Raw genomic sequence first — 22981 nt, forward strand, 5'->3', positions numbered from 1 at the left:
TACGGATTCGACCGGCTCGGCGGAGCCGCCCGCCGAGTCGGCGCGCGCCCGGTCCGGCCGTTCAGCCCACGGCCGCGCCGAGCAGCAGAAAGCCGCAGATCAGCACCGCGAGCAGGGCCAGCAGCGGCCAGACGAAGCGGAGATAGCGGTCATAGCCCACCTTCGCCAGGGTGACCCCGCCGATGGTGACGGCCGTGGTGGGGACCCAGAGGTTCATCCAGCCGCTCGCCGACTGCCAGGCCGTCACCACCAGCGCCCGGGAGACCCCGGCGAAGTCCGCGAGCGGGGCCAGGATCGGCATCGCCAGGGTCGCGTGGCCGGAGGTGGACGGGATCAGAAAGGCCAGCGGCAGATTGACCACGAAGACCAGGACCGCGAAGACCCCCGACGAGGTGCCCCGGACGACCCCCTCCACGGCGTGCAGCACGGTGTCGGTGACCCGCGCGTTGTTCATGATGACGGTGACCCCCCGGGCCAGCACGATCACCAGCGCCGGGGCGATGAAGTCCGCCGCCCCCTGGACGACGGCCGCGCTCAGCCGCTGCTCGCCGAACCGGGCGACCACCCCCACCAGCACCGACGCCACCAGGAAGAGCGCCGCCAGCTCGGGGAAGGACCAGCCCAGCTCGAAGCCGTACGCAGGGGCCGCCGCGTCACCGGTCAGCGCGCTGGACCAGGGGACGACCGAGAAGATCATGAAGGCGAAGACCAGCACCACGAGCACCAGCACCGCCCGCTGGAGACCCGTCAGCGCGGGCGGCTCCTGGGACCGGCCGGGACCGGCCGCCGCGCGCTCCCGGTCGCCGGGGCGGAAGCCGGAGAGCGAGCGCGCCGGGTCCGCGCGCACCCGTCCCGCGTACCGGACCACATAACCGATGGTCACGGCGGTCAGCACGACCCACATCGCGGCCCGCAGGACGATGCCGTCGCCCAGCGACACATCGGCGGCGGAGGAGGCCACTCCGGTGGCGAAGGGGTTGACGGTGGAGCAGAGCACCCCGATGCCCGCGCCCAGGATGATGGTCCCGGTGGCGGTCATCCGGTCGTAGCCGAGCGCGAGCATCAGCGGCACGATCAGCCCGTAGAAGCCCAGGGTCTCCTCGGCGAAGCCCTCGACCGTGCCGAGCAGGGAGAAGACCAGCATCACCCCGGCGATCAGCAGGGCGCCCCGGGTGCGCAGCCGGTGGGCGAGCCGGGCGATCCCCGCGTCCAGGGCACCGGTGGCGAAGACGACCGTGATGAAGGCGCCGATGGCGAGGACGAAGAGGAAGACGCCCGCGCTGCCGTACAGCTCGCCGGTGAGATCGGGGCCGACGAGCCCGGTCCGCTGGTCCTGGATGCCGTAGAGGCCGTTCACCGGGGAGAGGAAGAGGTCGTTCAGCCGGTCGGCGAAGCTCTGTCCGGTCTCGACCCGGTGGTAGGTGCCGTCGACGGGGCGGCCGTCGGGGTCCCGGTCGTACTCCCCCGGCGGAACGAGGAAGGCGAGGGCCCAGACGGCGACGGTGACCAGGGCCAGCACCGTCAGCGCGCTGGGGAAGACGAACCGCCGCCCGGTGCGCTCGTCCGCCGGTTCCCTCAGGGGGCTCTCCTCCTCCAGGGGGCTCTCCTCCTCTCCGGGGCGGCGGGGTGCCGGGGGCGCACAGGGGCGGGTCTCGTACGGGAATGCGGCAGTACTGATCCATTTCCCGCGTTCCTGTCGGCACCACGGCGCACATCGGATGGTTTCCCCCACGCCCGCGTCCCGGATCGCTACGTTTCCCCGGTTCACTCCTTTTCCCTCTTTTCCCTCCGGTCATCCGGATGGTCCAGCGCCTGGGAGACCCATGTCCGTCACCGATGAGTACCTGAACAACAACGAGGGCTTCGCCGGCTCCTTCACGGGACCGCTGTCCCTGGCGCCTGCCCGCCATATGGCGGTGGTCACCTGCATGGACGCCCGGATGAACATCTTCGCGATCCTGGGGCTGCACGAGGGGGACGCCCATGTCATCCGGAACGCGGGCGGGGTGGTCACCGACGACACCATCCGTTCGCTCGCCATCAGCCAGCGGCTGCTGGGCACCCGGCAGATCATGGTGATCCACCACACCGACTGCGGCATGCTCACCTTCACCGACGACGTCTTCAAGCGGGAGATCGAGGAGGAGACCGGGCTCCGGCCGTGGTGGGCCCCCGAGTCCTTCCCCGACCTGGAGGACGATGTCCGCCAGTCGATCCGGCGGATCGAGGTCAACCCCTTCCTGCCCTGCACCGCCGATGTCCGCGGCTTTGTCTTCGACGTGGCGACGGGACGGCTGACCGAGGTGAAGTGAGCGCGCCCGGGCCGGGCTCCCGCCTCCGGGCGCCCGGCCCGGGCGGGCTTCCCCCGACCTCCAGAGGGGGTCCAGTATGTGTGCCGCCCATCCCTGACATCCTTTCAGTGCGCCCCACCGACGAACTCTTTCTGGAGGTAAGGGTGTCCATCCCCCACCGGCGCCGTCCCCGGCGTCCGCAGACCCCCCTGTCCCGTCTGACGCTCAAGGTGGCGCTGCTCGCCACCCCCGTGCTCCTGATCTCCGCCGTCACCGTCTCCTGCTCGCAGGAGGACGACGGCTACCGCGCCGCCCCCGCGGCCCCCGCCGGACGGGCCTCCGGCCCGGGGCTCGACAACCCCGTCAAGAAGGACATCGCCATGCGGCTCGTGTCCAGCGCGGAGAACTCCTCGCTGGACTGGGAGGCCCAGTACTCGTACATCGAGGACATCGGCGACGGCCGTGGCTACACCGCGGGCGTCGCGGGCTTCTGCTCCGGCACCGGCGACATGCTCGACCTGGTCGAGCTGTACACGGAGCGCAAGCCGGGCAACGCGCTCGCCCGCTATCTGCCCGCGCTGCGCAAGGTCGACGGCTCCGACTCGCACCGGGGCCTCGACCCCAACTACCCCCGCGACTGGCGGAAGGCCGCCGGGGACGAGGAGTTCCGCGAGGCGCAGAACGACGAGCGGGACCGGGTCTACTTCAACCCCGCCGTCCAGCGCGGCAAGAGCGACGGCCTCGGCGTGCTCGGCCAGTTCATCTACTTCGACGCCCTCGTGATGCACGGGGACGGCGACGACTCCGCCTCCTTCAGCAGTATGCGCCGCAAGGCGCTCGCCAAGGCGAAATCCCCGGCGCAGGGCGGCAGTGAGAAGACGTACCTCAACGCCTTCCTGGACTCCCGGGTGTGGGCGATGAAGCAGGAGGCGGCGCACGAGGACACCAGCCGGGTGGACACGGCCCAGCGGGTGTTCGTCCGGCAGGGGAACTTCGCCCTGAACACGCCGCTGAGCTGGAAGGTCTACGGGGACTCCTATCACCTCGACTGAGACCGGGCCCGCCGGGACGCCGCGACGGGGACCGGCGGGCGAACGGGGGGACCGGAGGGGCGTCAGCGCCGCCGGTCCCCCTTCCCCGTCCGCGTCCGCCCTCCCCCGAGATGGTGGAAGACGAGGTTGAGCACGACGGCCACGACACAGCCGGTGGAGATCCCGGAGTCCAGGACGACCAGCGCGTCCTCGGGGAGGGCGCGGTAGAAGTCCGGTGCCGCGAGCGGTACCAGCCCGATGCCGAGCGACACCGCCACGATCAGGGCGTTCTCCCCCTTCTCCAGGGAGGCGGCGGCCAGGGTCTGGATTCCGCTCGCGGCCACCGTCCCGAAGAGGACGATGCCCGCGCCGCCGAGCACCGGCAGCGGAACCAGCGCGATCACCGACGCGGCCACCGGGAACACCCCCAGGAGCAGCAGCATCCCGCCCGCTGTCGCGACCACGAACCGGCTGCGGATTCCGGTCATCGCCACCAGTCCCACGTTCTGGGCGAAGGCACTGCACATGAACCCGTTGAACAGCGGACTCAGCGCGCTGCCGAGCGTGTCGGCGCGCAGCCCGCCCTCGATCGTGCCCGCGTCGGCGGGCCGTTCGACGATCCGGCCGAGGGCGAGCATGTCGGCGGTGGACTCGGTCATGCAGACCAGCATCACCACGCAGAGGGAGACGATCGCGGCGATCTCGAACTGGGGTGCGCCGAAGTGGAACGGGGTGGGGAAGCCGACCACGTCGGCCTCCCGGAGGGCGCCCGGGTCCGTCATCCCGAGCGGCAGCGCGACGAGCGTCCCCGCGACCAGTCCGAGCAGCACGGCGATCTGCCGCAGAAAGCCCCTGAGCACCCGCCGCAGGGTGAGCACGAGGACCAGGGTGAGCGCCGCCATGCCGATGTTCCCGGTCGAGCCGTGGTCGGCGGCGGCGGGGTCACCGCCCTGGGACCAGGTGAAGGCGACGGGCAGCAGCGACAGCCCGATCAGGGTGATCACGGAGCCGGTGACCACCGGTGGGAAGAAGCGGACGAGCCGGGAGAAGTACGGGGTGAGCAGGAAGCCGAGCAGCCCGGCGACGACGATCGCGCCGAAGATGACGGCGATGCCCTCGTGGCCGCGGCCCTCCCCGATGGCGATCATCGGCGTCACCCCGGCGAAGGAGACCCCGTTGACGAAGGGGAGCCGGGCGCCGATCCGCCACAGGCCCAGGGTCTGGAGGAGGGTGGCGAGGCCCGCGGTGAAGAGGCTCGCGCCCATCAGGAAGGCGGTGTCCCGGGCGTCGAGGCCGACGGCGGGCCCCACGATCATGGGCGGGGCGACGACTCCCGCGTACATCGCGGCGACATGCTGGAGTCCGCTGCCGAGGAGTCTGAGGGGAGGGAGCGTCCCGTCGACGGGGTGCGGAGCACCGGGAGGCGGAGGACCGGGGTCCGGAACGGCGGGAGACGGAGGACCGGGAGACGGAGGACCGAAAGGCGCGGGGCCCGTCGGGGCGTCCTCCCCGGCGGCCGGACGGTCGCGGTCCGGGCGGGACCTGGGTACTCGGGCCACGGCGGTTCCTCCGGTTCCTCGGGTCCTCGGATTTCTCGGTGGGGGCTCGTCCGGCGGAGTCGGTACGGCCGGGCGGGTACGGCCGGGCGGGTACGGCCGGGCGGGTACGGCCGGGCGGGTACGGCCGGGCGGGTACGGCCGGTCAGTCCCGTCCCGCGAGCGCGGCGAGACGGCGGGCCTCGGCGCGGGTGGTCCGGGCGATGGCGTCCTCGTCCACGGTGACGAGCCGCCCGTCCTCCACCACGGGACGCCCGTCGACGAGGGAGAGGGTGACGGGGGCGGGCGCGCCGAGGACCAGCGCCGCCACCGGGTCGGCGATGGAGGCGTGGGCGAGGGTGTCCAGCCGCCAGAGGACGAGGTCGGCGAGTTTCCCGGGCTCCAGCGAGCCGATCGCGTCGGCGCGCCCGAGGACCCGGGCCCCGCCGCGGGTGCCGAGGCGCAGCGCCCGGCGGACGGTCAGGGCGGCCTCGCGGTGCGGGCCGAGCCGGTTGACCAGCAGGGCGTTGCGCAGTTCGGTACGGAGTTCGCCCGCCTCGTTGGAGGCCGTTCCGTCGACACCGAGGCCGACGGGGACGCCCGCCGCCAGCAGCTCGGTGACGGGGGCGATGCCCGCGGCGATCCGGGCGTTGGACGAGGGGCAGTGGGCGACGCCGGTGCCGGTGCGGGCGAAGGCGGCGATGTCCGCTTCGCCCATGTGGATGCAGTGGGCCATCCAGACGTCGGGGCCGAGCCAGTCGGTGGCGGCGAAGTAGTCGGTGGGCCCCATGCCGAACAGCTCCCGGCAGTAGCGCTCCTCCTCCACGGTCTCCGAGCCGTGGGTGTGCAGCCGGACCCCGGTGCGGCGGGCGAGCGCGGCCGACTCGCGCATCAGCTCGGTGCTGACGGAGAACGGGGAGCAGGGGGCGACGGCGATCTGCGTCATCGCCGCGAACGAGGGGTCGTGGTGGCGGCGGACGGCCTCCTCGGTCGCGGTGAGGGCGGCGTCCAGGGTCTCGACGGCGAAGTCGGGCGGCAGTCCGCCGTCGGACTCGCCCCGGTCCATGGAGCCGCGGGCGAGGGTGAGCCGGACGCCCAGGTCGCGGGCGGCGCCGACGATCGCTCCGGTCAGGTCGCCGGAGCCGCGCGGATGGATGTAGTGGTGGTCGGCCGCGGTGGTGACGCCACCGCGGGCCATCATGGCGAGGGAGCCCTCGGCGGCGGCGCGGACCATCGGTTCGTCGATCCTGGCCCAGGTGGGGTAGAGGGCGACGAGCCAGTCGAAGAGGTGGTGGTCGGTGGCGAGGCCGCGGGTGAGCCACTGGTAGAAGTGGTGGTGGGTGTTGACGAGGCCGGGCGTCACCAGATGCCCGGTGCCGTCGATCCGCCGGACGACCCCCGCCAGGCCGGTGGGCGCGGGGCCCGCTCCGACGGACTCGATCACGCGGCCCGCGACCACGACATGGCCGTGGGGGTGCTCGGTGTCGTGGGCGTCGACGGTCGCGACGGCGCAGTTCTCGATGACGATGCGGGATTCCGCCATGAAGGTCACGGTCCTCGGTGCTCGGTTTCTCGGTGCTCGGTTTCTCGATCCTGGGTGGCCGGTCCTCGTTGGCCTGTCCTCGGTGTCCGGCTCAGACCAGGGTGAGATCGGCCGGGATCAGGGCTTCGGCGCCGTCCCGGAGCACGGTCGCCTCGATCAGGCCGTAGGGGCGGTCGGCGGCGAAGTAGACGTGGTGCTCGTTGGTGAGGCCGAAGGGCGCCAGATCCACCAGGAAGTGATGGTGGTTGGGGAGCGAGAGCCGGATCTCGTCTATGGTGTCGCCGCTCTCGACCACCTCGGCGCCCATCCGGTAGAGGGTCTGCTGGAGCGAGAGCGAGTACGTTCCCGCGAACGCCTGGAGCATCCCCTCCCGGGACCGCGCGTACTCGCCGTCCCAGTCGGGCTCCGGCTCCGCGTCCGAGGTCCAGCGGTAGCGCCAGCGGGCGGAGACATCGGTGGCCAGGACGCGGTCGTACGCCTCCTGGAGGGTGGTGTAGCGGTCCCTGACATACCCCTGGAACTCGGAGTCCGTGGAGTTCAGCACGGTGAGTCCCTTGAGCCCGGAGACGATCTCCCAGCGCCCGCCGTCGAAGGTGATCTGGCAGACCCTGGTCTCCTGCCCCGCGCGGACGAAGGAGTGCGCGCGCCCGGTGGGCGAACCGGGGGCCGCGATGCGCTCCCAGGCGTACTCCTCGATCCGGACGCGCGCCCGGTGCACGGTCCGCTGGGAGGTGACGAAGTGCCGGGCGAGACGGATGCCGAAGTGTTCGGCGGAGGCGATGCCGTGTTCCCGGGCGAAGGCGTACACGGTGTTCTTGGCGGTGTCGGTCGGCAGGACATGGGCGTTGGAGCCGGAGTAATGGACGTCGTCCATGTCACCGGAGAGGGCGATGGAGACGCTGAGGTCCTTGATGTGGTGGGTGGGGCCGTCCCGGACGATCCTGACGACGCGGCTCTCCGCCTTGCCGTACTGGTTCTGTCCCAGCGTCGTGGCCATGGATGTGCCTCAGCTCCCTCGGTAGACGCAGTAGCCGAACGGGTTGAGCAGCAGCGGTACGTGGTAGTGCTCGCCGGGTTCGACGGCGCAGACGACGGAGACCTCGGGGAAGAAGGCGCGGGCGGCCCCAAGGGCGGCTTCCCCGGCGCGGGCCGCGAGATGGTCCGCGGTGCGGAAGTCGAGCCGGATCTGCGTGGTGTCCCCGGGCGGATGGGGCAGATCCCGGCAGCGGCCGTCGGCGTCGGTGGCGGAGGTGCCGAGCGGGGTCCAGGGGCCGTCGTCCCCCCGGCGGACGGAGAGGGTGACGGGGACACCGGGGGCGGGGCGGCCCGCGCTGGTGTCGAGGACATGGGTGGACACGGACGCCGTGGGCGGTCGCGCCAGCCGGGTGAGCCGGGCCCGGTTGATGCCGCCCAGCTCGGCCCGGACGGCCTCCCGTTCGCGCTCCGGCGGATGGCCGAGCCGCGCACGGAGCGCGTCCCGCATCTCCTCGCCGGTCAGCCCGATGGCCCGGATGAGGAAGACCTGGCCGAAACGGCGGCGGTACTCCTCGTTGAGGGTACGCATCTCGTCCCGGAGCGCGGCGTCGGCGCCGGTCATGCCGTGCTGCTCCCGGGCGGACACCGGGTCGCCGGGGCGGGGGGCGCCGATCGGGGCGTGGCCCGCCAGCGCCTCGGCGAGATCGTCCGGCGTCAGCTCCGCGAGCGCGGCGTCGGCGGCGGCGAGCAGCGCCTCCGTGTCGGGGTAGGGGCGACGGGCGAGCAGGAGTCGGGCCCAGGCGCGGCTGGCGCAGATCTCGCCGAGGGCGGCGAGGGCGTCGGCGTCGGACGCGGCGTTGAGCCGGGCGAGCCCCGGGGCGGGGCCGTCGGGCGGGGCGGGTGGACGCGGCGGACCCGTCATCACGGGAGACCTCCGTGGCTGCGGCTTCGGCTGCGGTGCGCTGTGCGTTCGGTACTGCGGCCCTGCGCCGCGTCTGTCGTGCGGCTCCGCGCCGCGGCCCGCGCTGTGCTGCGGTGCGGGCGGTACGGTGCGCCGTCCGTCCGCTGCCGTGGGACACGGTGGATCGGACGGGCTGCGCACAGCTAACGCCCTCACCACACCGTCGTCAACGGTTTGTTGAAAAATGGGAGGCGGGGCCGATCTCTCCCGGCCACCCCCACCGGGGGACCGCCTTCCGTCCGCTCAGGGCGTTTTGGCGCGGTTGAGGTAGTTGTAGACGGTGAAACGGCTGACGCCGAGCGCACCGGCGACGGTCTCCACGCCATGGCGGACGGCGAAGGCGCCCCGGGCCTCCAGACTCCGGACGACGGTCTGCTTGGTCCTGCGGTCGAGTTCGGACAGGGGCATACCGTGCCGCCGCTCCAGGGCGGCCAGCAGACGGTCGAGGGATTCGGAGAGCTGGGGCAGCCGCACGGCCACCACGCTCTCCCCCTCCCAGGCGAGGACCACGTCGTCCGGTCCGGCCCGGTCGGGGGTGAGCAGCTCCGCGCCGAGCGCGTCCGCCAGCGGTCTGACGGCATGCGCCAGCGGATGTTCTCCCGGTTCGGTCATCGGCCCGTCTCCCCCACCACGTTGACCTGAAGCGAGACCCGGGTGGCCCCCGCCGCCAGAGTGCGGCACAGCAGGGTGTCGACGGCGGCGAGCACCGCCGTGGCGCCGCCCTCCACCGTGTTGCCGAACGGCCCCACGTCCACCGCGTCGAGTCCGCCCGTCTGTATGACCTCGCGGGCGGCCAGCGCGTGGGCGGGCGGTTCGTCGAGATCGAAGGGCTCGGTCGTGAACTCCACTCTCAATCGCACGGGCACAACCTAACGCGCGGCCGGGGCCGCCGTACCCGCCCCGCCGTTCCGCTGCGCCTCTTCGCGCGGCGCCGTGCCGCTCCACCCCGACCCATGCTTTCCTATGGCGAAACAGATATTCCATCATGCGATATGAGGGGGGCGGGCGGGCGAAGTAGGGTCCTCATCGCCTCACACACCGGTTCAAGTCGCTCGCTCCGGTGGCGCGGTTGGTGGACGATGGACGCGTACATCGCGACGCAGGGGTTGGGGAGAGATGTCCGAGACCGTCCCGGTGCGCTGTCCGTCCTGTCTGCACGAGCACCTGTTCACCGCGTCCGCCTACCCCTGTGTCTGCGGGGAGCCGGTGGCTCCGCCGCTGCTGCCCGGGGTCCGGCCGGAGCAGGTGTTCAGCCGTACCTGGGACGAGGAGTGGGTGCTGGTGCGCTGCGCGGGCTGCGGACGGCAGGACCACTGGCCGCAGCCGGAACTCGGCTGCGGCTGCGGCGCGGTGCTGCGGGTCGCGGTCCGCCCGGTGGAGCCGCCCTCGGTGCTCCACCGGGCGGCGGGGCCGGGGTCCGCGCCGCTCGCCCCGCCCTCGCACATACCGCTGCCCCGGACGGCCCGGCCGCCCCGCCCCTCGTTCCGCCCGGTCGCCATCCGCAGCGCGCTCGACGCCGTCGCCGTGGCCGAGTCGTACGTCCGCTGGCTGGGCTTCGCCGGTGTGGAACGGGGGACCCCGGCGTACGGGACGGTGGACGAGCCGCCGGGCCGGGGCGTGGCGGACACCAGGGGGACGGGAGGCGGGGGGATCGACGGCAGCGGGCCGGACGACCGGGCGACAGGCGACCGGGCGGCGGACGACGGGGCGACGGGCGACGGGGAGCCGTTCGTCCTCACCGGTCCCGGGGTGACCGCCCGGGTCGACCCCTCGCTCCGGCCCGTCGGCGTCCGGGCCGTCGAGTGTCTGTGGCTGAGCGGACTGGTGTCGTCCACGGCCATGGCCTTCTTCTCGCTCGGCGGGTACGCCGACGAGGCCCGCTCGCGCGCCGACGAGCTGCGCGTCCCCCTCTTCGCCCTCGACCGGGCGGGCGCCCCCCGGCCCGTGAACGGACCGGCGGCGGAGCTGATCTCCACCGGGGCCTGAGCACCGCCTCCCCACCGGGACCCGGGCCCGGACCGGAGGTTCCCGGTACCGGGCGCCTCCCCGCCGGGTCCGGGGCGCCGGGCACGGGGGATACTTCCCGTATGCCCATTCGAGCGGCCACCGCGGCCGAACTGCCCCGGCTCCAGGAGATCGAACGAGTGGCCGGAGAACCCTTCCGGGCCCTCGGCATGGCGGCCGTCGCCGACGACGAACCCCCCTCGCTCGACCTGTTGGAGGAGTTCCGCGCCGCCGGGCGCGCCTGGGTCTCGGTGGACGGCGGGAACCGGCCGCTCGCCTATCTGATCCACGAGGACGTCGACGGCGCCGCCCATGTCGAGCAGGTCTCGGTCGATCCGGCCGCCGCGCACCGGCGGCTCGGCAGCGGACTGATCGACCATCTCGCCGGGCGCGCGGCGGCCGGGGGTCTGACCGCCCTCACACTGACCACGTTCGCCGAGGTCCCGTGGAACGCCCCGTACTACACCCGGCTGGGGTTCCGGGTGCTGGCGGAGGCCGAGCTGACCGAGGGGCTGCGGGCGATCCGGCACACGGAGCAGGAGATCGGGCTCGACCGCTGGCCCCGGGTCTGCATGCGCCGGGAGCTGTGACGGCGGCGCGGCACCGGCCCGGGGACCCGGACCGGTGCCGCGCGCCCGTCAGCCGGTTCCCTCCGGCCCCGCCGCATACCGTTCCCTCAGCTCCACCTTGCGCACCTTCCCGCTCACGGTCATCGGGAAGGCGTCCAGGATCTCCACCCTGCGCGGGATCTTGAAGTGGGCGAGCCGGTCCCGGCAGAAGGCGGTCACCTCGTCCTGGGTCGGCGGATCGGCGGGGTCGCGGGGGATGACACAGGCCAGGATCTCCTCCCCGTACCGCTCGTCGGGGACGCCGACCACCTGCACATCGGAGATCTTGGGGTGGGCGTGGAGGAACTCCTCGATCTCCCGCGGATAGATGTTCTCGCCGCCCCGGATGATCATGTCCTTGATCCGGCCGACGATCTGGACATAGCCGTCGGGGCGCATCACCGCCAGATCGCCGGTGTGCATCCACCGCCCGGTGTCGACGGCCTCGGCGCTCCGCTCCGGCTCGCCCCAGTAGCCGATCATCACCCCGTAGCCCCGGGTGCACAGCTCACCGGCCCGGCCCCGGGGCAGGACGGTCCCCGTGTCGGGGTCGATCACCTTGACCTCGACATGCGGCAGCACCCGGCCGACCGTGCCGGTGCGGCGCTCCAGATCGTCCTCGCGGCGGGTCTGGGTGGAGACCGGGGAGGTCTCCGTCATGCCGTAGCAGATGGACACCTCGGCCATGTGCATCTCGGTGACGACCCGTTTCATCACCTCCACCGGGCAGGGCGAACCCGCCATGATGCCGGTGCGCAGCGAACCGAGGTCGTACGCGGCGAAGTCGGGCAGGGCCAGCTCGGCGATGAACATGGTCGGCACCCCGTAGAGCGAGGTGCAGCGCTCGTCGGCGACCGCGCGCAGGGTGGCCGCCGGGTCGAAGGAGGGCGCGGGGATCACCATGCAGGCGCCGTGCGAGGTGGCCGCGAGATTGCCCATGACCATGCCGAAGCAGTGGTAGAAGGGCACCGGTATGCATATGCGGTCCCGTTCGGTGTAGCCGAGTGTCTCCCCCACGAAGTAGCCGTTGTTGAGGATGTTGTGGTGGGAGAGGGTGGCGCCCTTGGGGAAGCCGGTGGTGCCGGAGGTGTACTGGATGTTGACGGGGTCGTCGCAGGAGAGCGTGGCCTCGCGGGCGGCGAGGTCGCCGGGGCTCACGGCAGCGGCGGCGGCCAGCAGGGTGTCCCAGCCGGTGGCCCCGAGGCCGTCCGCCGCCCCCTGCTCCCCCGTTCGCCCGATGTAGTGGACGGCGCGCAGCCGCGGGCAGTCGGCGCGGACCTCCTCCACCATGGCGCGGTAGTCGCTGGTCCGGTGGGCGGTCGAGGCGCAGAGCACCGAGACGCCCGACTGGTTCAGCACATAGGCCAGCTCGTGCGAGCGGTAGGCGGGGTTGATGTTGACCAGGATGGCGCCGATCCTGGCGGTGGCGTACTGCGTCAGCACCCACTCGGGGCAGTTGACGGCCCAGATGCCGACCCGGTCGCCCTTGGCGACACCGATGCCCAGGAACGCGCGGGCCAGCTCGGCGACGGCCGCGCCGAACTCGGCGTAGGTCCAGCGGGGGCCGCCGCCCGCGACCACCAGCGCCTCCCGCCCGGGGTGGGCGGCCACGGCCCGGTCGAGGTTGTGTCCGATGGTCTCGCCCAGCAGCGGTGTGGTGCCGGTGCCATGGGTGTACGAGAGCGCGGCGCCGGGGCCGTCCGCAGTCGCTCCGGTCGTCATGACAGGTCTCCCTCGTCGTACTCGGCCGTCGAGCCCCGGGCCGTGCGCTCCCGCAGCTCGATTCTCCGGATCTTCCCGGAGACGGTCTTGGGCAGCTCGCCGAACTCGATCCGGCGGACCCGCTTGTAGGGGGCGAGGACCGCGCGGGAGTGGGCGAAGAGCACCCTGGCGGTCTCCGGTCCCGGCTCCCAGCCCGCCGTGAGCACGATGTACGCCTTGGGGACGGCGAGCCGCAGGGGGTCGGGCGCGGGCACCACCGCCGCCTCGGCCACCGCCTCGTGCTCCAGGAGCGCGCTCTCCAGCTCGAACGGGGAGATCTTGTAGTCGGACGCCTTGAAGACGTCGTCGGCGCGTCCGATGTAGGTGATGTAGCCGTCGGCGTCGCGGGAGCCGATGTCCCCGGTCCGGTAGTAGCCGTCCGCCATGGCCTCCGCCGTGCGCCCGGGGTCGCCGTGGTAGCCCGCCATCAGTCCGGCGGGCCGGGCGGACAGATCGAGCGCGATCTCCCCCTCGGCCGCCCCGGGGGCGCCGGTGACCGGGTCCAGCAGCTCCACCCGGTAGCCGGGGCTGGGGCGGCCCATGGACCCGGCCTTCAGGAGCTGGCCGGGGCTGTTGGCGACCTGCACGGCGGTCTCCGTCTGGCCGAAGCCGTCCCGGACCGTGACACCCCACTCGCGCCGGACCGTCTCGATGACCTCGGGGTTCAGCGGCTCCCCCGCCGCCACCACCTCGCGCGGCGGGGTGCTGAGCCGTCCCAGGTCGGCCTGGATCAGCATCCGCCACACCGTCGGCGGGGCGCAGAAGCTGGTGACACCGGCCCGCTCCATCTCCGCCAGCAGCCGGGCCGGGTCGAAGCGCCGGTAGTTGTGGACAAAGACGGTCGCCTCCGCGTTCCAGGGGGCGAAGAGGTTGGACCAGGCGTGCTTGGCCCAGCCCGGCGAGGAGATGTTGAGGTGCACATCGCCGGGCCGCAGCCCGATCCAGTACATCGTGGCGAGATGGCCGATGGGGTACGAGGTGTGGGTGTGCTCCACGAGCTTGGGGCGGGCGGTGGTCCCGGAGGTGAAGTACAGCATCAGCGGGTCATCGGATCGGGTGATCCCGTCCGGGCGGAAACCGGCGTCGGCGGTGGCGCTCTCCTCGTACGGAATCCATCCGGCGGGGGCGCCGGGGCCGACCGAGATCCGGGTGTAGTCGCCGGGCACATCGGCGAACTTCCCGGCGTCGGCGGCGCGGGCGAGGACGTGCGAGGCCCGGCCGCGCTCCACGCGGTCCCGCAGGTCCGGCGGGCCGAGCAGCGGGGTGGCGGGGATGACGACGGCGCGCAGCTTCATCGCGGCGAGCGCGGTCTCCCACAGCTCGTACTGGTTGCCGAGCATGACGATCATGCGGTCACCTGCCCGGACGCCCCGGGAGCCGAGCCAGTTCGCGACCCGGTCGGAGCGCTCGGCCAGCTCCGCGAAGGAGAGCCGGACCTCGCTCCCGGCCGCCCCGGGCCCCTCCGGCTCGTCGACGATGTGCAGCGCGGTGCGGTCGTTGCCGGCGGCGATGACGTCGAACCAGTCCAGAGCCCAGTTGAAACGCGCGGGCCGGGGCCAGGCGAACCCCTCGTACGCGCGCCGGTACTCCTCCCGGTGCCGCAGCAGGAAGTCCCGGGCGGACCGGAACTCGTCGGTCGCGCTGCCAGCCGTCATGCGCCCTCCTCATTGCCTCGGCACTCAGTAGCATCGTGTAATCAGTGACGTACGTCTCACCACCCCCGATCGGGGGGTGGCCCCCCGCGGCACCTCCGCAGCGGGAGAGCGGAGGGAGTGGAGCGTGTCCGAGCCTGCCGACGCGGTGGAGTTGCGGGCGGCGCTGCTGCGGCTGCGCCGGGCGAGCGGAATCCCGATCGCGTTCGGGGGGGTGCTGCTCGATCCCCATCGGCTGCGGATCGCCCAGCTCAGCGGGGCGCAGACCAGTGCGCTCCAGGGGCTGGCGGTCTGTGTGGGCAACGGCCTCGGCGGAAAGGCGATGGCCCTGGGACGGCCGTGCGCGGTGACCGACTACCACGAGGCCCGGCACATCAGCCATGAGTACGACGGCCCGGTGCTGGCGGAGGGGCTGCGCTCGGTCCTCGCGGTGCCGGTGGTGGTGCGGCGCAAGGTGCGCGGGGTCCTGTACGGGGCGCTGCGGCGCGCGGTGCCGCTGGGCGACCGGACCTTCGACGAGGCGGTGGCGGCGGCGCGGGACGTGGAACAGGCGCTGGTCGTGCGCGAGGAGGTGCAGGGGCTGCTGACGATCGCCCGGGAGCCGCGGATGGGGCCCGCGGCCTGGGAGGAGGTCCGCGAGGTCCACGGCGAGCTGCGGGCCCTGGCCCCCCGGGTGGCCGATCCGGTGCTGCGCGGGCAGCTTCTCGCGGTCTGCGGCCGACTGGCCGCCGCGGGCACGCCCTCGCGGGGTCCGGCCGCGGCGGACGGCACCCGGACGACGATCGCGCTCGCGCCCCGCGAGGTCGACGTCCTCGCCTGTGTCGCGGCGGGCTCGACGAACGCGGCGGCGGCGGATCGGCTGGGGCTGCGCCCGGAGACGGTGAAGGGCTACCTCCGCGCGGCCATGCGGAAACTGGGCGCGCACACCCGTCTGGAGGCGGTGGTCGCGGCCCGCCGCGCGGGGCTGCTGCCGTAGGTCGTGCCGTCGAGATCCCGTCGGCGCCGCGATGTCCCGCACGCAGACCTGCCGTGCTGCCGCCGGTCGCCGGTCGCCGGTCGCCGGTGGGGCCTCTGGGCCCGGCGGTCCGGGAGATGCCCCCGTCCCTGGGCCTGGGGGCAGGGGCGGGACCCCCGCCCTGTGCTCTGCTGGCACGGGAGGGGCGCCCCGGCGGAACGAAGGGGAGTACCCCCATCGCGGGGCCCCCGCCCCTGGGCCCGGCGGGCACGGGAAGGGCCTCCGTCCTGGGGCCCTGAGGGCACAGGAGGGGGTGCGCCCCGGCGGAGCGAGGCGGAGTGCCCTCGCCACAGGGACCCCGCCCCGGGGACCGGCGGCCCGGGAGGGACCCCCGTCTCCGGGCCCGGGGCACGGGCGGCGTCCCCACCGTCCGCCCCGCGTCCGCACGCACCGTGCGCCGCGACGCCCGCCCCCGGGGCGGACGGCACCAGGGGGACGACGCTCCCGCGCGGGGGCCTGTGGTGTCCCCGGCCGGGGACATTCCGCCCTCGGGTGTCCGGAGCGCGCCGGGGCCCGGCATCGGGGCCGGACCGGGGCCGGAGCAGTCCCGCACACGGAGCCGCCGGGACGGCCGTCACCGATCCGCGCGGGAGCGCGCGCCCCCCGGTGCTAGGAGCGCGTCAAGGACCGGGGCCGGACGGTCAGTGGTGCGTCATGGAGGCACCGGGGAACAGGTGGACGGGCATAGCGTCGAGGAGTCGGCGGGGACGAGGCTCTCCCCAGCGGTTCCCCGTCGGCCTCAGCGCCGGTCCGCCGACCGGGTCCGCGCCGTCCACCGCGTTCACCGGGAGTCGACCGGAGCGGCAGGACGTACGGGACCCGTCGGCGGGGCGGCGACCGGACAGCAGCTGTGGAGGAACCATGGACACGCTCACCCGTGAGGGCGCGGGCGCGGAGACCGCCGACCCCGACGAACCCCGGCCGGCGGGGCCCCTGTACGTTCCGGTCCGGCTCGGCTCCGCCGGCGGTCGTCAACTGCGTTTCCTGCGGACATCCCTGGGGGTGCGCACCGCGGTCGGGTTCACCAGCCCGGAGCGGCTGACGGCGGCGCTCGGCGCCCGTCAGCGGTGGATCAGGCTCGCCGAGCCCGCGCTGCGCGCCCTCGCGGAGCCGCTCGGGGTGACCACGGTGACGGTGGACCCCCGGCTCGGCGCCCCGGTCGCCCGGCGGGCGCGGCACGACGCGCCGGCCGCCCCCTGTGCCCGCCGCGCGGGCGGTCCCGGCGGACTCCTCCGGTCCGCCGCCGCCCCGGCCACCGCGGGCCTGCCGTATCCCGACTGAGCCGCCGATCCCGGCCGGAGCGGCGTGTCCCGGCCCTGCCGCTGGGTCCCGGCCGAACCGGCCCGGCGGAACCCAACCGGTGGACCGACCCGGCCCATGACCATGAACAGAGGTGTACGGATGACCGTCGTCCCCACGCTCCCCACGTCCCTGCCGGAACAGCTCGCGGGCCCCTCCGTGTGGCCCGCCGGCGCGGTGCTCGCGCCCGGCGGCGATGTGGCGGTGGGCGGTGTCCCCCTGCTGGAGCTGGCCGAACGGTACGGCACCCCGGTCTACGTCCTCGACGAGGCCGAGGTGCGCGCCCGGGCCCGGGCCTGGCGGCGGGCACTGCCGGACGCCGACGTGGTGTACGCGGCGAAGGCGTTCCTGTCCCGGGCCGTCGTGGACTGGATGGAGCAGGAGGGCCTGGGCCTCGACGTCTGCTCGGCCGGAGAGCTGGAGCTGGCGGCGAGCCGGGGCTTCCCGGCGGAACGGATCGTGCTGCACGGAAACGCCAAGTCCCCGCAGGACCTGCGGACCGCGCTGCGGCTGGGCGTGGGCCGGATCGTCATCGACTCCGAGGGGGAGATCGCCCGGCTGGCCGCACAGGTCCAGGGCCCCGAACCGCAGCAGGTCATGGTGCGCGTGCTGCCCGGGATCGAGGCGGGCGGCCATCGGAAGATCCGTACCGGCGGCGAGGGACAGAAGTTCGGACTCTCGCTCGCGAACGGGGACGCCGAGGAGGCCGTCGCCCGGGTGCTGGGGCAGCCCGGTCTGGAACTCGTCGGTCTCCACTGCCATCTGGGGTCGCAGATCGCCTCACCGGAGCCGTACGCCCGTGCGGTGCGGCGGCTGGTGGCCCTGCTGGCCCGGCTCCGCGACCGCCACGGCATCACCCTGCCGGAGCTGGACCTCGGCGGCGGTTTCGCCGTGGCCTATCTGCCCGGGGATCCGGCGCCCGCTCCGGCGGCGTACGGCCGTCGCATCCAGGACGAACTGATCCGCAGCTGTGCCGAGTCCGACTACCCGGCGCCCCGGCTGACGGTGGAGCCGGGCCGCTCGATCATGGCCCCGGCGGGGGTGGCGCTCTACCGGGTCCTCGCGGTGAAACGTTCGGGCGGCCGGGTGTTCGCCGCCGTCGACGGCGGGATGAGCGACAACCCGCGGCCCGCGCTCTACGGCGCGCGGTACACCGTCCGCAGGGTGGGGCGGGTGTCGGCGGCGCCGATGCGGGCGACGACGGTGGTGGGGCGGCACTGCGAGGCGGGAGATGTGCTCGCCGAGTCGGTGGAGCTGCCGGAGGATCTGCGGCCCGGTGATGTGCTGGCGGTTCCGGGAGCGGGCGCGTACCACGTGTCGATGGCGTCGGGCTACAACATGACGGGCAGGCCGCCGGTGGTGGCGGTGGCCGAGGGGCGGTCGCGGGTGCTGCTGCGGCGGGAGACCTTCGAGGACCACCGCAGCCGGGACATCGGTCTGTGAGGGCGCGGGGCCGCGCGTCCGTGCCGGTGGCGGCGGGCCGGTGCGGGGACGACGGCTCCGGGTGCGCCCTTGTCCCGTTCGGGCCCCGTTCAGCCGGACACGTCCCCGCACCGGACCTCGTGCGTCCGGGCCGGTGCCGGAGTCCGCAGGGTGCGCCCGGCCGCGGCGGCGAGCAGTTCGCGCCGTGCCCGCGCGGGCGGCGCGCCGTGCCGCGCGGTGAGGGTGGCGCTCCCGGTGCGCGCGTCCTCGGTGCGCCGCCGGATCCCGGACCAGGGGCCGCGGCGCGGGACGGTCGGCGGCGGTGCGGGGGCGGATCGCGGACCGCGGGGTGACCGTCCGCGCGACCTCACGGGAGGCCATCGGCGCGGGCGGTGAGCACGGGTGGTTCGGGGTGGTCATGGGCATCGCGCCACCGGGCTCGCGGACAGTTTCTGTCCGCGAGTGGCCGCGTGCGTCGAACTCCGCGACCGGCTACGGACTACGGGCTGCGGACTACGGGCGGGGCCTTCGGGTCTCGGGCCCCCATCACCCCGGTGATCGGAGTGATCGCTTCCCCTGCCTCAGCGCCTGTCGTAGGTTGATTGCCGATGCGCTCACACACAATTCCCGGCGCATCACGACGCCTGACCGTCGAACCCCTCCGTTGATTCCGACCACCCGCCCCGTCGCCCCTGTTTGCGCCGCTTCCGACGAGAGGAACGTCCATGGCCGACCAGATGGTCGTGCGAGCCCAGAGATTCATCAACACCACCTATGGGAATGGTGCGACACTCGGGATATCCAAGCTGGACGAGAACGGCCAGACGAGCTGGACCGTCATGTATGCCCTCACTCGGGCGCTCCAGTACGAGATGGGGATTTCCTCGCTCTCCGACAGCTTCGGCCCGGCCACTCTCGCCGCCATCGGCGAGAAGTACGGAAAGCTGGACGACACGACCATCCCTTCCGCCAACTTCTGCCGCATCATCCAGTCGGCTCTCTACTGCAAGGGCTACGACGGCGGCGAGATCGACGGAAAGTACAACGCCCGGGTGAAAGCCGCGGTGCAGAAGCTGCACGGGGACATGGGTGTAGGCACGACTTACCCGGGAAGCTCCCTGTGGCCGAAGACCACCAAGGGGCTGTTCAACATGGACGCCTATGTCACGGTCAACGGAGGCTCCAACGGCATCCGGTCGGTCCAGCAGTGGCTCAACGGAAAGTACATCCTCCGCAAGGACTTCTACATCATTCCCTGCGACGGCCATCACTCGCGTGATGTGGCCAAATCGATGCTCTACGCGGTCCAGTACGAACTGGGCATGGCCGACGGTGTCGCCAACGGCGTATTCGGCCCGGGCACCAGGTCCGGCCTCAAGGGCCGCACCGTTTCGACCGGGTCCACCGGTGTCTGGGTGCAGCTCTTTTCCGGCGGAATGCTCCTCAACCAGCGGTCGGTCTCCTTCACCAGCAGCTTCGACTCCGCACTCGCCAACGCCACCAGCGCCTTCCAGTCCTTCGTCAAGCTCCCCGTGACCGGCCAGGGCGACTTCTCCACCTGGGCCTCGCTGCTGGTCTCCTACGGCGACCAGGACCGCAAGGGACAGGCTTGCGACGGGGTCACAAAGATCACCACCGCCCGGGCCAACACCTTGAAGGCCGAAGGCATCACCTATGTGGGCCGCTATCTCACCAACCCCATCCCGAACGACACCGTCCTGCCCGAGAAGGCGATCCAGCCGGGTGAGCTGAAGACCATCGCCGACAACGGGCTGCGCTGCTTCCCGATCTATCAGACATTCGGCCGCGAAGCCGCCCAGTTCAACTACCCCGCCGGCCGCGCCGCCGGTATGGCGGCGATCAACGCGGCCCTGGAACACGGCTTCAAGCCCGGAACCCGTATTTTCTTCGCCGTCGACTTCGACGCTCTGGACCATCAGGTGACCAACAATGTCCTGCCGCATTTCCGGGGCATCCAGGACGCGGTGACCGACGACGGCGGCACGTTCCAGATCGGTGTCTACGGCCCGCGGAACGTCTGTACCCGCGTCTCGGCCGCCGGTCACTCCACGGCGTCCTTCGTCTCGGACATGTCCTCCGGGTTCTCCGGGAACTTCGGGTACCCGCTGCCCAACGACTGGGCCTACGACCAGATCGTGACCCGTACGGTCGGATCGGGCAGCGGGGCCATCGAAATCGATGTGAACATCGCGTCCGGGCGGGACATCGGACAGGCGTCCTTCAATCCGCCCCGCCCCGCGGGCCCCGACGTCCGCTACGACTTCAACTTCCTCAACGCCCTGCACAGCGATCTCAGCAAGTACATGCGCTCCATCGGGTACGCCGACGACGGCGGAACCGGCACCGATGCGCGCCTGTTCACACACACGCAGTGCTTCGAGACCATCATGTCCTTCGACCAGCAGACGACCCAGCTGTCGAACCAGTACAACATGCGCAAGGCGCTGATCCAGACATCCGCCTACTGGGAGATGCGGCACTACGACCTCATCGACCAGGCTGTCGACCACGCCGTGGCCGCCTACCACCTCCAGGGCGTGGGCACCAAGCGGGACTCCTCGACCGGGATCGCCCAGATCAGCGGAGAGGTGTCCATACGCGCCTGGAATCACTGCATCAACAAGGGGCTCGTCACGGGGCAGATCCTGAACCCCACCACGGATGCAGATATCTGGACCGCGTGGCAGAAAGTCAACAAGGACAACGGCTGGAGCATGAGGACCGTCCCCCTCATCCACCTGTGGGGCGTCGACGGAAAGCCGGGAGGAGTGAACCCGCCGGGCGGGGAGACGACTCTGCGCTCGATGCGCCTCGATTACACCGAGCGCGAGATCTTCCAGCTCATTCGCCGGTATCAGGGGTTCGGTGATGAAGCCGAGGCCGATGCCCAGAAGCGGATGGCGCTGTACCAGATCTTTGAGAAGTACAACAGCATCATGAGGCAACTGGCAGGATAACCCTGGTGTACACAGCATCGCAGTACCCCTCGGCCATACCGCTGGCGCTCTGTTTTCTCGTCGCCGCCCTCGGCGCCTTCGGCTTCTCCGGATACGGTTTCCGGGCTGTGACGGAAGGTCACCGGGCAAAAGGCGTGTCCGTTGTCGCCAGAAGTGGTGCGGCACTGAGTGTCGCGGCCTGTCTCGCCGTGTACGCATGGGGAGCGGTGCACCTGTTCCTGGACGAGAGCGGGACGGCGGAAGCCTGTCGCAGCGCCGCTCCGGAACAATTCGCCTCGGTCAACCGGTACAGCGTTTCGTATGTCCCGCCGGCACTCCACTGCCATGTCCCGGGGGGCGCCTCGTACGAAGCGGCGGTACCCGGCTACGTCACACCGGCGATGATCGCGCTGGGCCTCATCGCCGCCTCTCTGCTCATCGTCTCCGTGCTGGAGACCAAGCAGCAGGGTAGACATGAACCCGCCAAGGAGAAAAAGCTGTGACCACCTCTCCCCCATCCCGTCGTACGGTCCTGTCCAGGGCCGCGGTCATCGCGGCGGCCACTGCCGCCGCGTCACTGCCCGGCACCCAATTGGTCTCCGGCTCCGCCCACGCGGCGAACCAGGATCTCTTCACCGAAGAGATCCGCCGCGCGGTCGGCAGAGCCAAGGCACGGAACAAGCGCGTCCTCGTCGGAGCGACATCCCGTAACGGATGGGACGTGGAGAGAGTCGCCGACCAGGACGGGACCATCTTCACCCGTCCCGTTCCCGGAGTCCCCCTCGCCGGTGTCCAGATCCGCCTCGGAGACCCCGAGGAGGTGTTGACGCACATCATCCAACGCTTCCACTACGAGATCGACGAGCTACGCACGGGCGATGTCATCGGCTGGCATGCCCCGCACCGGGTACGCAGGAACCGCCCGGAGTCCAATCTGGCCTCCGGAACGGCGGTCCGAATCCGCCCCGCCTCGTACCCCGTCGGTGTGCGGGGCGGTCTCTTCCCCCAGCAGGTCGCGGTCGTTCGCGACATCCTGGCCGAGCTGGAAGGGGTCGCGCGCTGGGGCGGCGACGACCGCACTCCGGACGAGTCCCTGTTCTCCCTCGCGGCCGGCCCCGGCGATCCGTCGCTCACCGCGGTGGCCGACAGGATCCGGGCCTGGCGCGCCACCCCGGGCCGCGGAGCCGGGACCGTGGTCGACATCTACGCCCCCGAACGCCTCAGGGCGGCGCGCGCGCTGGAGTCCCGTCAGCGCCGCTCCGGCGGCTGACCCGGCCCCTGAAGGAACCTCGTCCCGGAGGCGCGCACCGCCCGGCGCTCCCATGAAACGGTTTGACTTTTACTCACTTTTTACGGTTATGTGCGAGGGAAATTTATCAAGATCTCAGGGGTTGCAACATGCGCCGTTCCCTTCGTACCTGCGCCGTGGCGTTCACCGCCGCCGGTCTGATCTTCGGTCTCTCCGCGTGCAGCGAGGCCGAGAAGGCCAAGGAGAAGGTCGAGAAGGAAGCCGTCGACCAGGTCGACAAGGCCGTGAACGAGGAGTACGAGGTCACCTATGAGGTGACGGGCTCGGGTGTGGACTCCATCCAGTACACGGTCAGCGGCGGCTCGGCGATGGAGCCGAAGATGGAGACCGTCGAGAAGCCGGCGCTGCCGTGGACGAAGACGGTGAAGCTGCGCGGGATCACGCCTCCGAGCGTGCTGCCGGTCGCCCTGGACGCGACGGGCGCCAAGGTGAGCTGCAAGATCGTCCACAAGGGCAAGACCCTCAAGGAGGAGACGGGCGAGGGCCTGGCCGCCGCGGGCGGCTGTGTCGCGGTCTCGCCGATCGGCTGATCCGGCACCGGGCACGGAAACGCGGCGCCGGGTGGTTCTCCCGTCACAAGGGAGAACCACCCGGCGCCTTTCGTGCTGTGGCCGGTCC

At 72.3% G+C, this 22981-nt stretch carries 20 protein-coding genes; 11 read left to right on the plus strand and 9 right to left on the minus strand.

The features are described 5' to 3' along the window. Window positions 1–61: 61 nt before the first annotated feature. Window positions 62–1597: a YfcC family protein gene (locus tag CRV15_RS03570; RefSeq protein WP_078504768.1), complete on the minus strand. Its 1536-nt coding sequence runs from the start codon at window positions 1595–1597 to the stop codon at window positions 62–64. Between the two features lie 226 nt (window positions 1598–1823). Between CRV15_RS03570 and CRV15_RS03575 the strand changes: the two genes are divergently transcribed. Further along, window positions 1824–2312 (plus strand): beta-class carbonic anhydrase, encoded by a 489-nt coding sequence (locus tag CRV15_RS03575; protein WP_003954460.1) that lies wholly within the window; start codon window positions 1824–1826, stop codon window positions 2310–2312. 143 nt (window positions 2313–2455) lie between these two features. Beyond that, entirely contained in the window at window positions 2456–3343 is an 888-nt protein-coding gene (locus tag CRV15_RS03580; RefSeq protein WP_009997884.1) for a chitosanase, read from the plus strand. A gap of 62 nt (window positions 3344–3405) precedes the next feature. On the opposite strand, the gene CRV15_RS03585 is transcribed toward CRV15_RS03580, so the two are convergent. The 6 genes from CRV15_RS03585 to CRV15_RS03610 form a co-directional block, all read right to left on the minus strand. Next, entirely contained in the window at window positions 3406–4881 is a 1476-nt protein-coding gene (locus CRV15_RS03585) for a nucleobase:cation symporter-2 family protein (RefSeq protein ID WP_003954458.1), read from the minus strand. Between the two features lie 142 nt (window positions 4882–5023). Continuing rightward, complete coding sequence (locus CRV15_RS03590) at window positions 5024–6400, minus strand: 8-oxoguanine deaminase (protein ID WP_003962308.1); 1377 nt, start codon at window positions 6398–6400, stop codon at window positions 5024–5026. Window positions 6401–6491: 91 nt separating this feature from the next. Continuing rightward, complete coding sequence (pucL, locus tag CRV15_RS03595) at window positions 6492–7397, minus strand: factor-independent urate hydroxylase (protein ID WP_003954456.1); 906 nt, start codon at window positions 7395–7397, stop codon at window positions 6492–6494. Between the two features lie 9 nt (window positions 7398–7406). Beyond that, window positions 7407–8297, minus strand: coding sequence for a 2-oxo-4-hydroxy-4-carboxy-5-ureidoimidazoline decarboxylase (uraD, locus tag CRV15_RS03600; RefSeq protein WP_003962307.1), 891 nt, complete (start codon window positions 8295–8297; stop codon window positions 7407–7409). A 282-nt stretch (window positions 8298–8579) separates the two neighbouring features. After that, entirely contained in the window at window positions 8580–8948 is a 369-nt protein-coding gene (locus tag CRV15_RS03605) for a helix-turn-helix domain-containing protein (RefSeq protein ID WP_003954454.1), read from the minus strand. Next, the gene (locus CRV15_RS03610) at window positions 8945–9196 is read right to left on the minus strand and encodes a hypothetical protein (RefSeq protein ID WP_003954453.1); all 252 of its coding nucleotides are present in this window, start codon (window positions 9194–9196) and stop codon (window positions 8945–8947) included. Before CRV15_RS03610 ends, CRV15_RS03605 begins: the two co-directional genes overlap by 4 nt. 256 nt (window positions 9197–9452) lie before the next feature. Here CRV15_RS03610 and CRV15_RS03615 point away from each other — a divergent pair, with 256 nt between their 5' ends. Both CRV15_RS03615 and CRV15_RS03620 read left to right on the plus strand, forming a co-directional pair. After that, window positions 9453–10322: a hypothetical protein gene (locus tag CRV15_RS03615; protein ID WP_003954452.1), complete on the plus strand. Its 870-nt coding sequence runs from the start codon at window positions 9453–9455 to the stop codon at window positions 10320–10322. 101 nt (window positions 10323–10423) lie between these two features. Beyond that, on the plus strand, window positions 10424–10930 hold the full coding sequence (locus tag CRV15_RS03620) for a GNAT family N-acetyltransferase (RefSeq protein ID WP_003954451.1): 507 nt from the start codon (window positions 10424–10426) through the stop codon (window positions 10928–10930). Between the two features lie 48 nt (window positions 10931–10978). Here the strand turns inward: CRV15_RS03620 and CRV15_RS03625 are convergent, their stop codons facing one another. Together CRV15_RS03625 and CRV15_RS03630 are read right to left on the minus strand one after the other, a co-directional pair. Beyond that, a complete protein-coding gene (locus CRV15_RS03625; protein ID WP_003954450.1) occupies window positions 10979–12670 on the minus strand; it encodes an AMP-binding protein in 1692 nt (563 codons plus the stop codon). After that, window positions 12667–14364 (minus strand): AMP-binding protein, encoded by a 1698-nt coding sequence (locus CRV15_RS03630; protein ID WP_003954449.1) that lies wholly within the window; start codon window positions 14362–14364, stop codon window positions 12667–12669. The genes CRV15_RS03625 and CRV15_RS03630 overlap by 4 nt, the downstream gene beginning before the upstream one ends. A gap of 124 nt (window positions 14365–14488) precedes the next feature. On the opposite strand from CRV15_RS03630, the gene CRV15_RS03635 reads away from it, so the two are divergent. The 7 genes from CRV15_RS03635 (at window position 14489) to CRV15_RS03665 (ending at window position 22893) form a co-directional block, all read left to right on the plus strand. After that, window positions 14489–15337 (plus strand): helix-turn-helix domain-containing protein, encoded by an 849-nt coding sequence (locus CRV15_RS03635; protein WP_009997879.1) that lies wholly within the window; start codon window positions 14489–14491, stop codon window positions 15335–15337. Window positions 15338–16237: 900 nt separating this feature from the next. After that, window positions 16238–16657, plus strand: coding sequence for an SAV_915 family protein (locus tag CRV15_RS03640; protein ID WP_009997876.1), 420 nt, complete (start codon window positions 16238–16240; stop codon window positions 16655–16657). A 120-nt stretch (window positions 16658–16777) separates the two neighbouring features. Further along, the gene (gene lysA, locus CRV15_RS03645; protein ID WP_003954446.1) at window positions 16778–18118 is read left to right on the plus strand and encodes a diaminopimelate decarboxylase; all 1341 of its coding nucleotides are present in this window, start codon (window positions 16778–16780) and stop codon (window positions 18116–18118) included. A gap of 704 nt (window positions 18119–18822) precedes the next feature. Further along, on the plus strand, window positions 18823–21075 hold the full coding sequence (locus CRV15_RS03650; RefSeq protein ID WP_003954444.1) for a glycoside hydrolase domain-containing protein: 2253 nt from the start codon (window positions 18823–18825) through the stop codon (window positions 21073–21075). 5 nt (window positions 21076–21080) lie between these two features. Beyond that, entirely contained in the window at window positions 21081–21557 is a 477-nt protein-coding gene (locus CRV15_RS03655) for a hypothetical protein (protein ID WP_003954443.1), read from the plus strand. Next, complete coding sequence (locus tag CRV15_RS03660; RefSeq protein ID WP_003962303.1) at window positions 21554–22324, plus strand: hypothetical protein; 771 nt, start codon at window positions 21554–21556, stop codon at window positions 22322–22324. The genes CRV15_RS03655 and CRV15_RS03660 overlap by 4 nt, the downstream gene beginning before the upstream one ends. Before the next feature lie 128 nt (window positions 22325–22452). Continuing rightward, window positions 22453–22893 carry an MmpS family transport accessory protein gene (locus tag CRV15_RS03665; protein WP_003954441.1) on the plus strand — a complete coding sequence of 147 codons (441 nt, stop codon included), beginning with the start codon at window positions 22453–22455 and terminating at the stop codon, window positions 22891–22893. Window positions 22894–22981: the final 88 nt, after the last annotated feature.

It is taken from the genome of Streptomyces clavuligerus, from assembly GCF_005519465.1.
Taxonomy (GTDB): domain Bacteria; phylum Actinomycetota; class Actinomycetes; order Streptomycetales; family Streptomycetaceae; genus Streptomyces; species Streptomyces clavuligerus.

Coding starts and splice junctions, on each gene's coding strand:
- CRV15_RS03575 (WP_003954460.1), top strand. CDS start 1,824: ATGTCCGTCACCGATGAGTACCTGAACAACAACGAGGGCTTCGCCGGC.
- CRV15_RS03590 (WP_003962308.1), bottom strand. CDS start 6,400: ATGGCGGAATCCCGCATCGTCATCGAGAACTGCGCCGTCGCGACCGTC.
- pucL (WP_003954456.1), bottom strand. CDS start 7,397: ATGGCCACGACGCTGGGACAGAACCAGTACGGCAAGGCGGAGAGCCGC.
- uraD (WP_003962307.1), bottom strand. CDS start 8,297: ATGACGGGTCCGCCGCGTCCACCCGCCCCGCCCGACGGCCCCGCCCCG.
- CRV15_RS03605 (WP_003954454.1), bottom strand. CDS start 8,948: ATGACCGAACCGGGAGAACATCCGCTGGCGCATGCCGTCAGACCGCTG.
- CRV15_RS03615 (WP_003954452.1), top strand. CDS start 9,453: ATGTCCGAGACCGTCCCGGTGCGCTGTCCGTCCTGTCTGCACGAGCAC.
- CRV15_RS03620 (WP_003954451.1), top strand. CDS start 10,424: ATGCCCATTCGAGCGGCCACCGCGGCCGAACTGCCCCGGCTCCAGGAG.
- CRV15_RS03625 (WP_003954450.1), bottom strand. CDS start 12,670: ATGACGACCGGAGCGACTGCGGACGGCCCCGGCGCCGCGCTCTCGTAC.
- CRV15_RS03630 (WP_003954449.1), bottom strand. CDS start 14,364: ATGACGGCTGGCAGCGCGACCGACGAGTTCCGGTCCGCCCGGGACTTC.
- CRV15_RS03640 (WP_009997876.1), top strand. CDS start 16,238: ATGGACACGCTCACCCGTGAGGGCGCGGGCGCGGAGACCGCCGACCCC.
- lysA (WP_003954446.1), top strand. CDS start 16,778: ATGACCGTCGTCCCCACGCTCCCCACGTCCCTGCCGGAACAGCTCGCG.
- CRV15_RS03650 (WP_003954444.1), top strand. CDS start 18,823: ATGGCCGACCAGATGGTCGTGCGAGCCCAGAGATTCATCAACACCACC.
- CRV15_RS03665 (WP_003954441.1), top strand. CDS start 22,453: ATGCGCCGTTCCCTTCGTACCTGCGCCGTGGCGTTCACCGCCGCCGGT.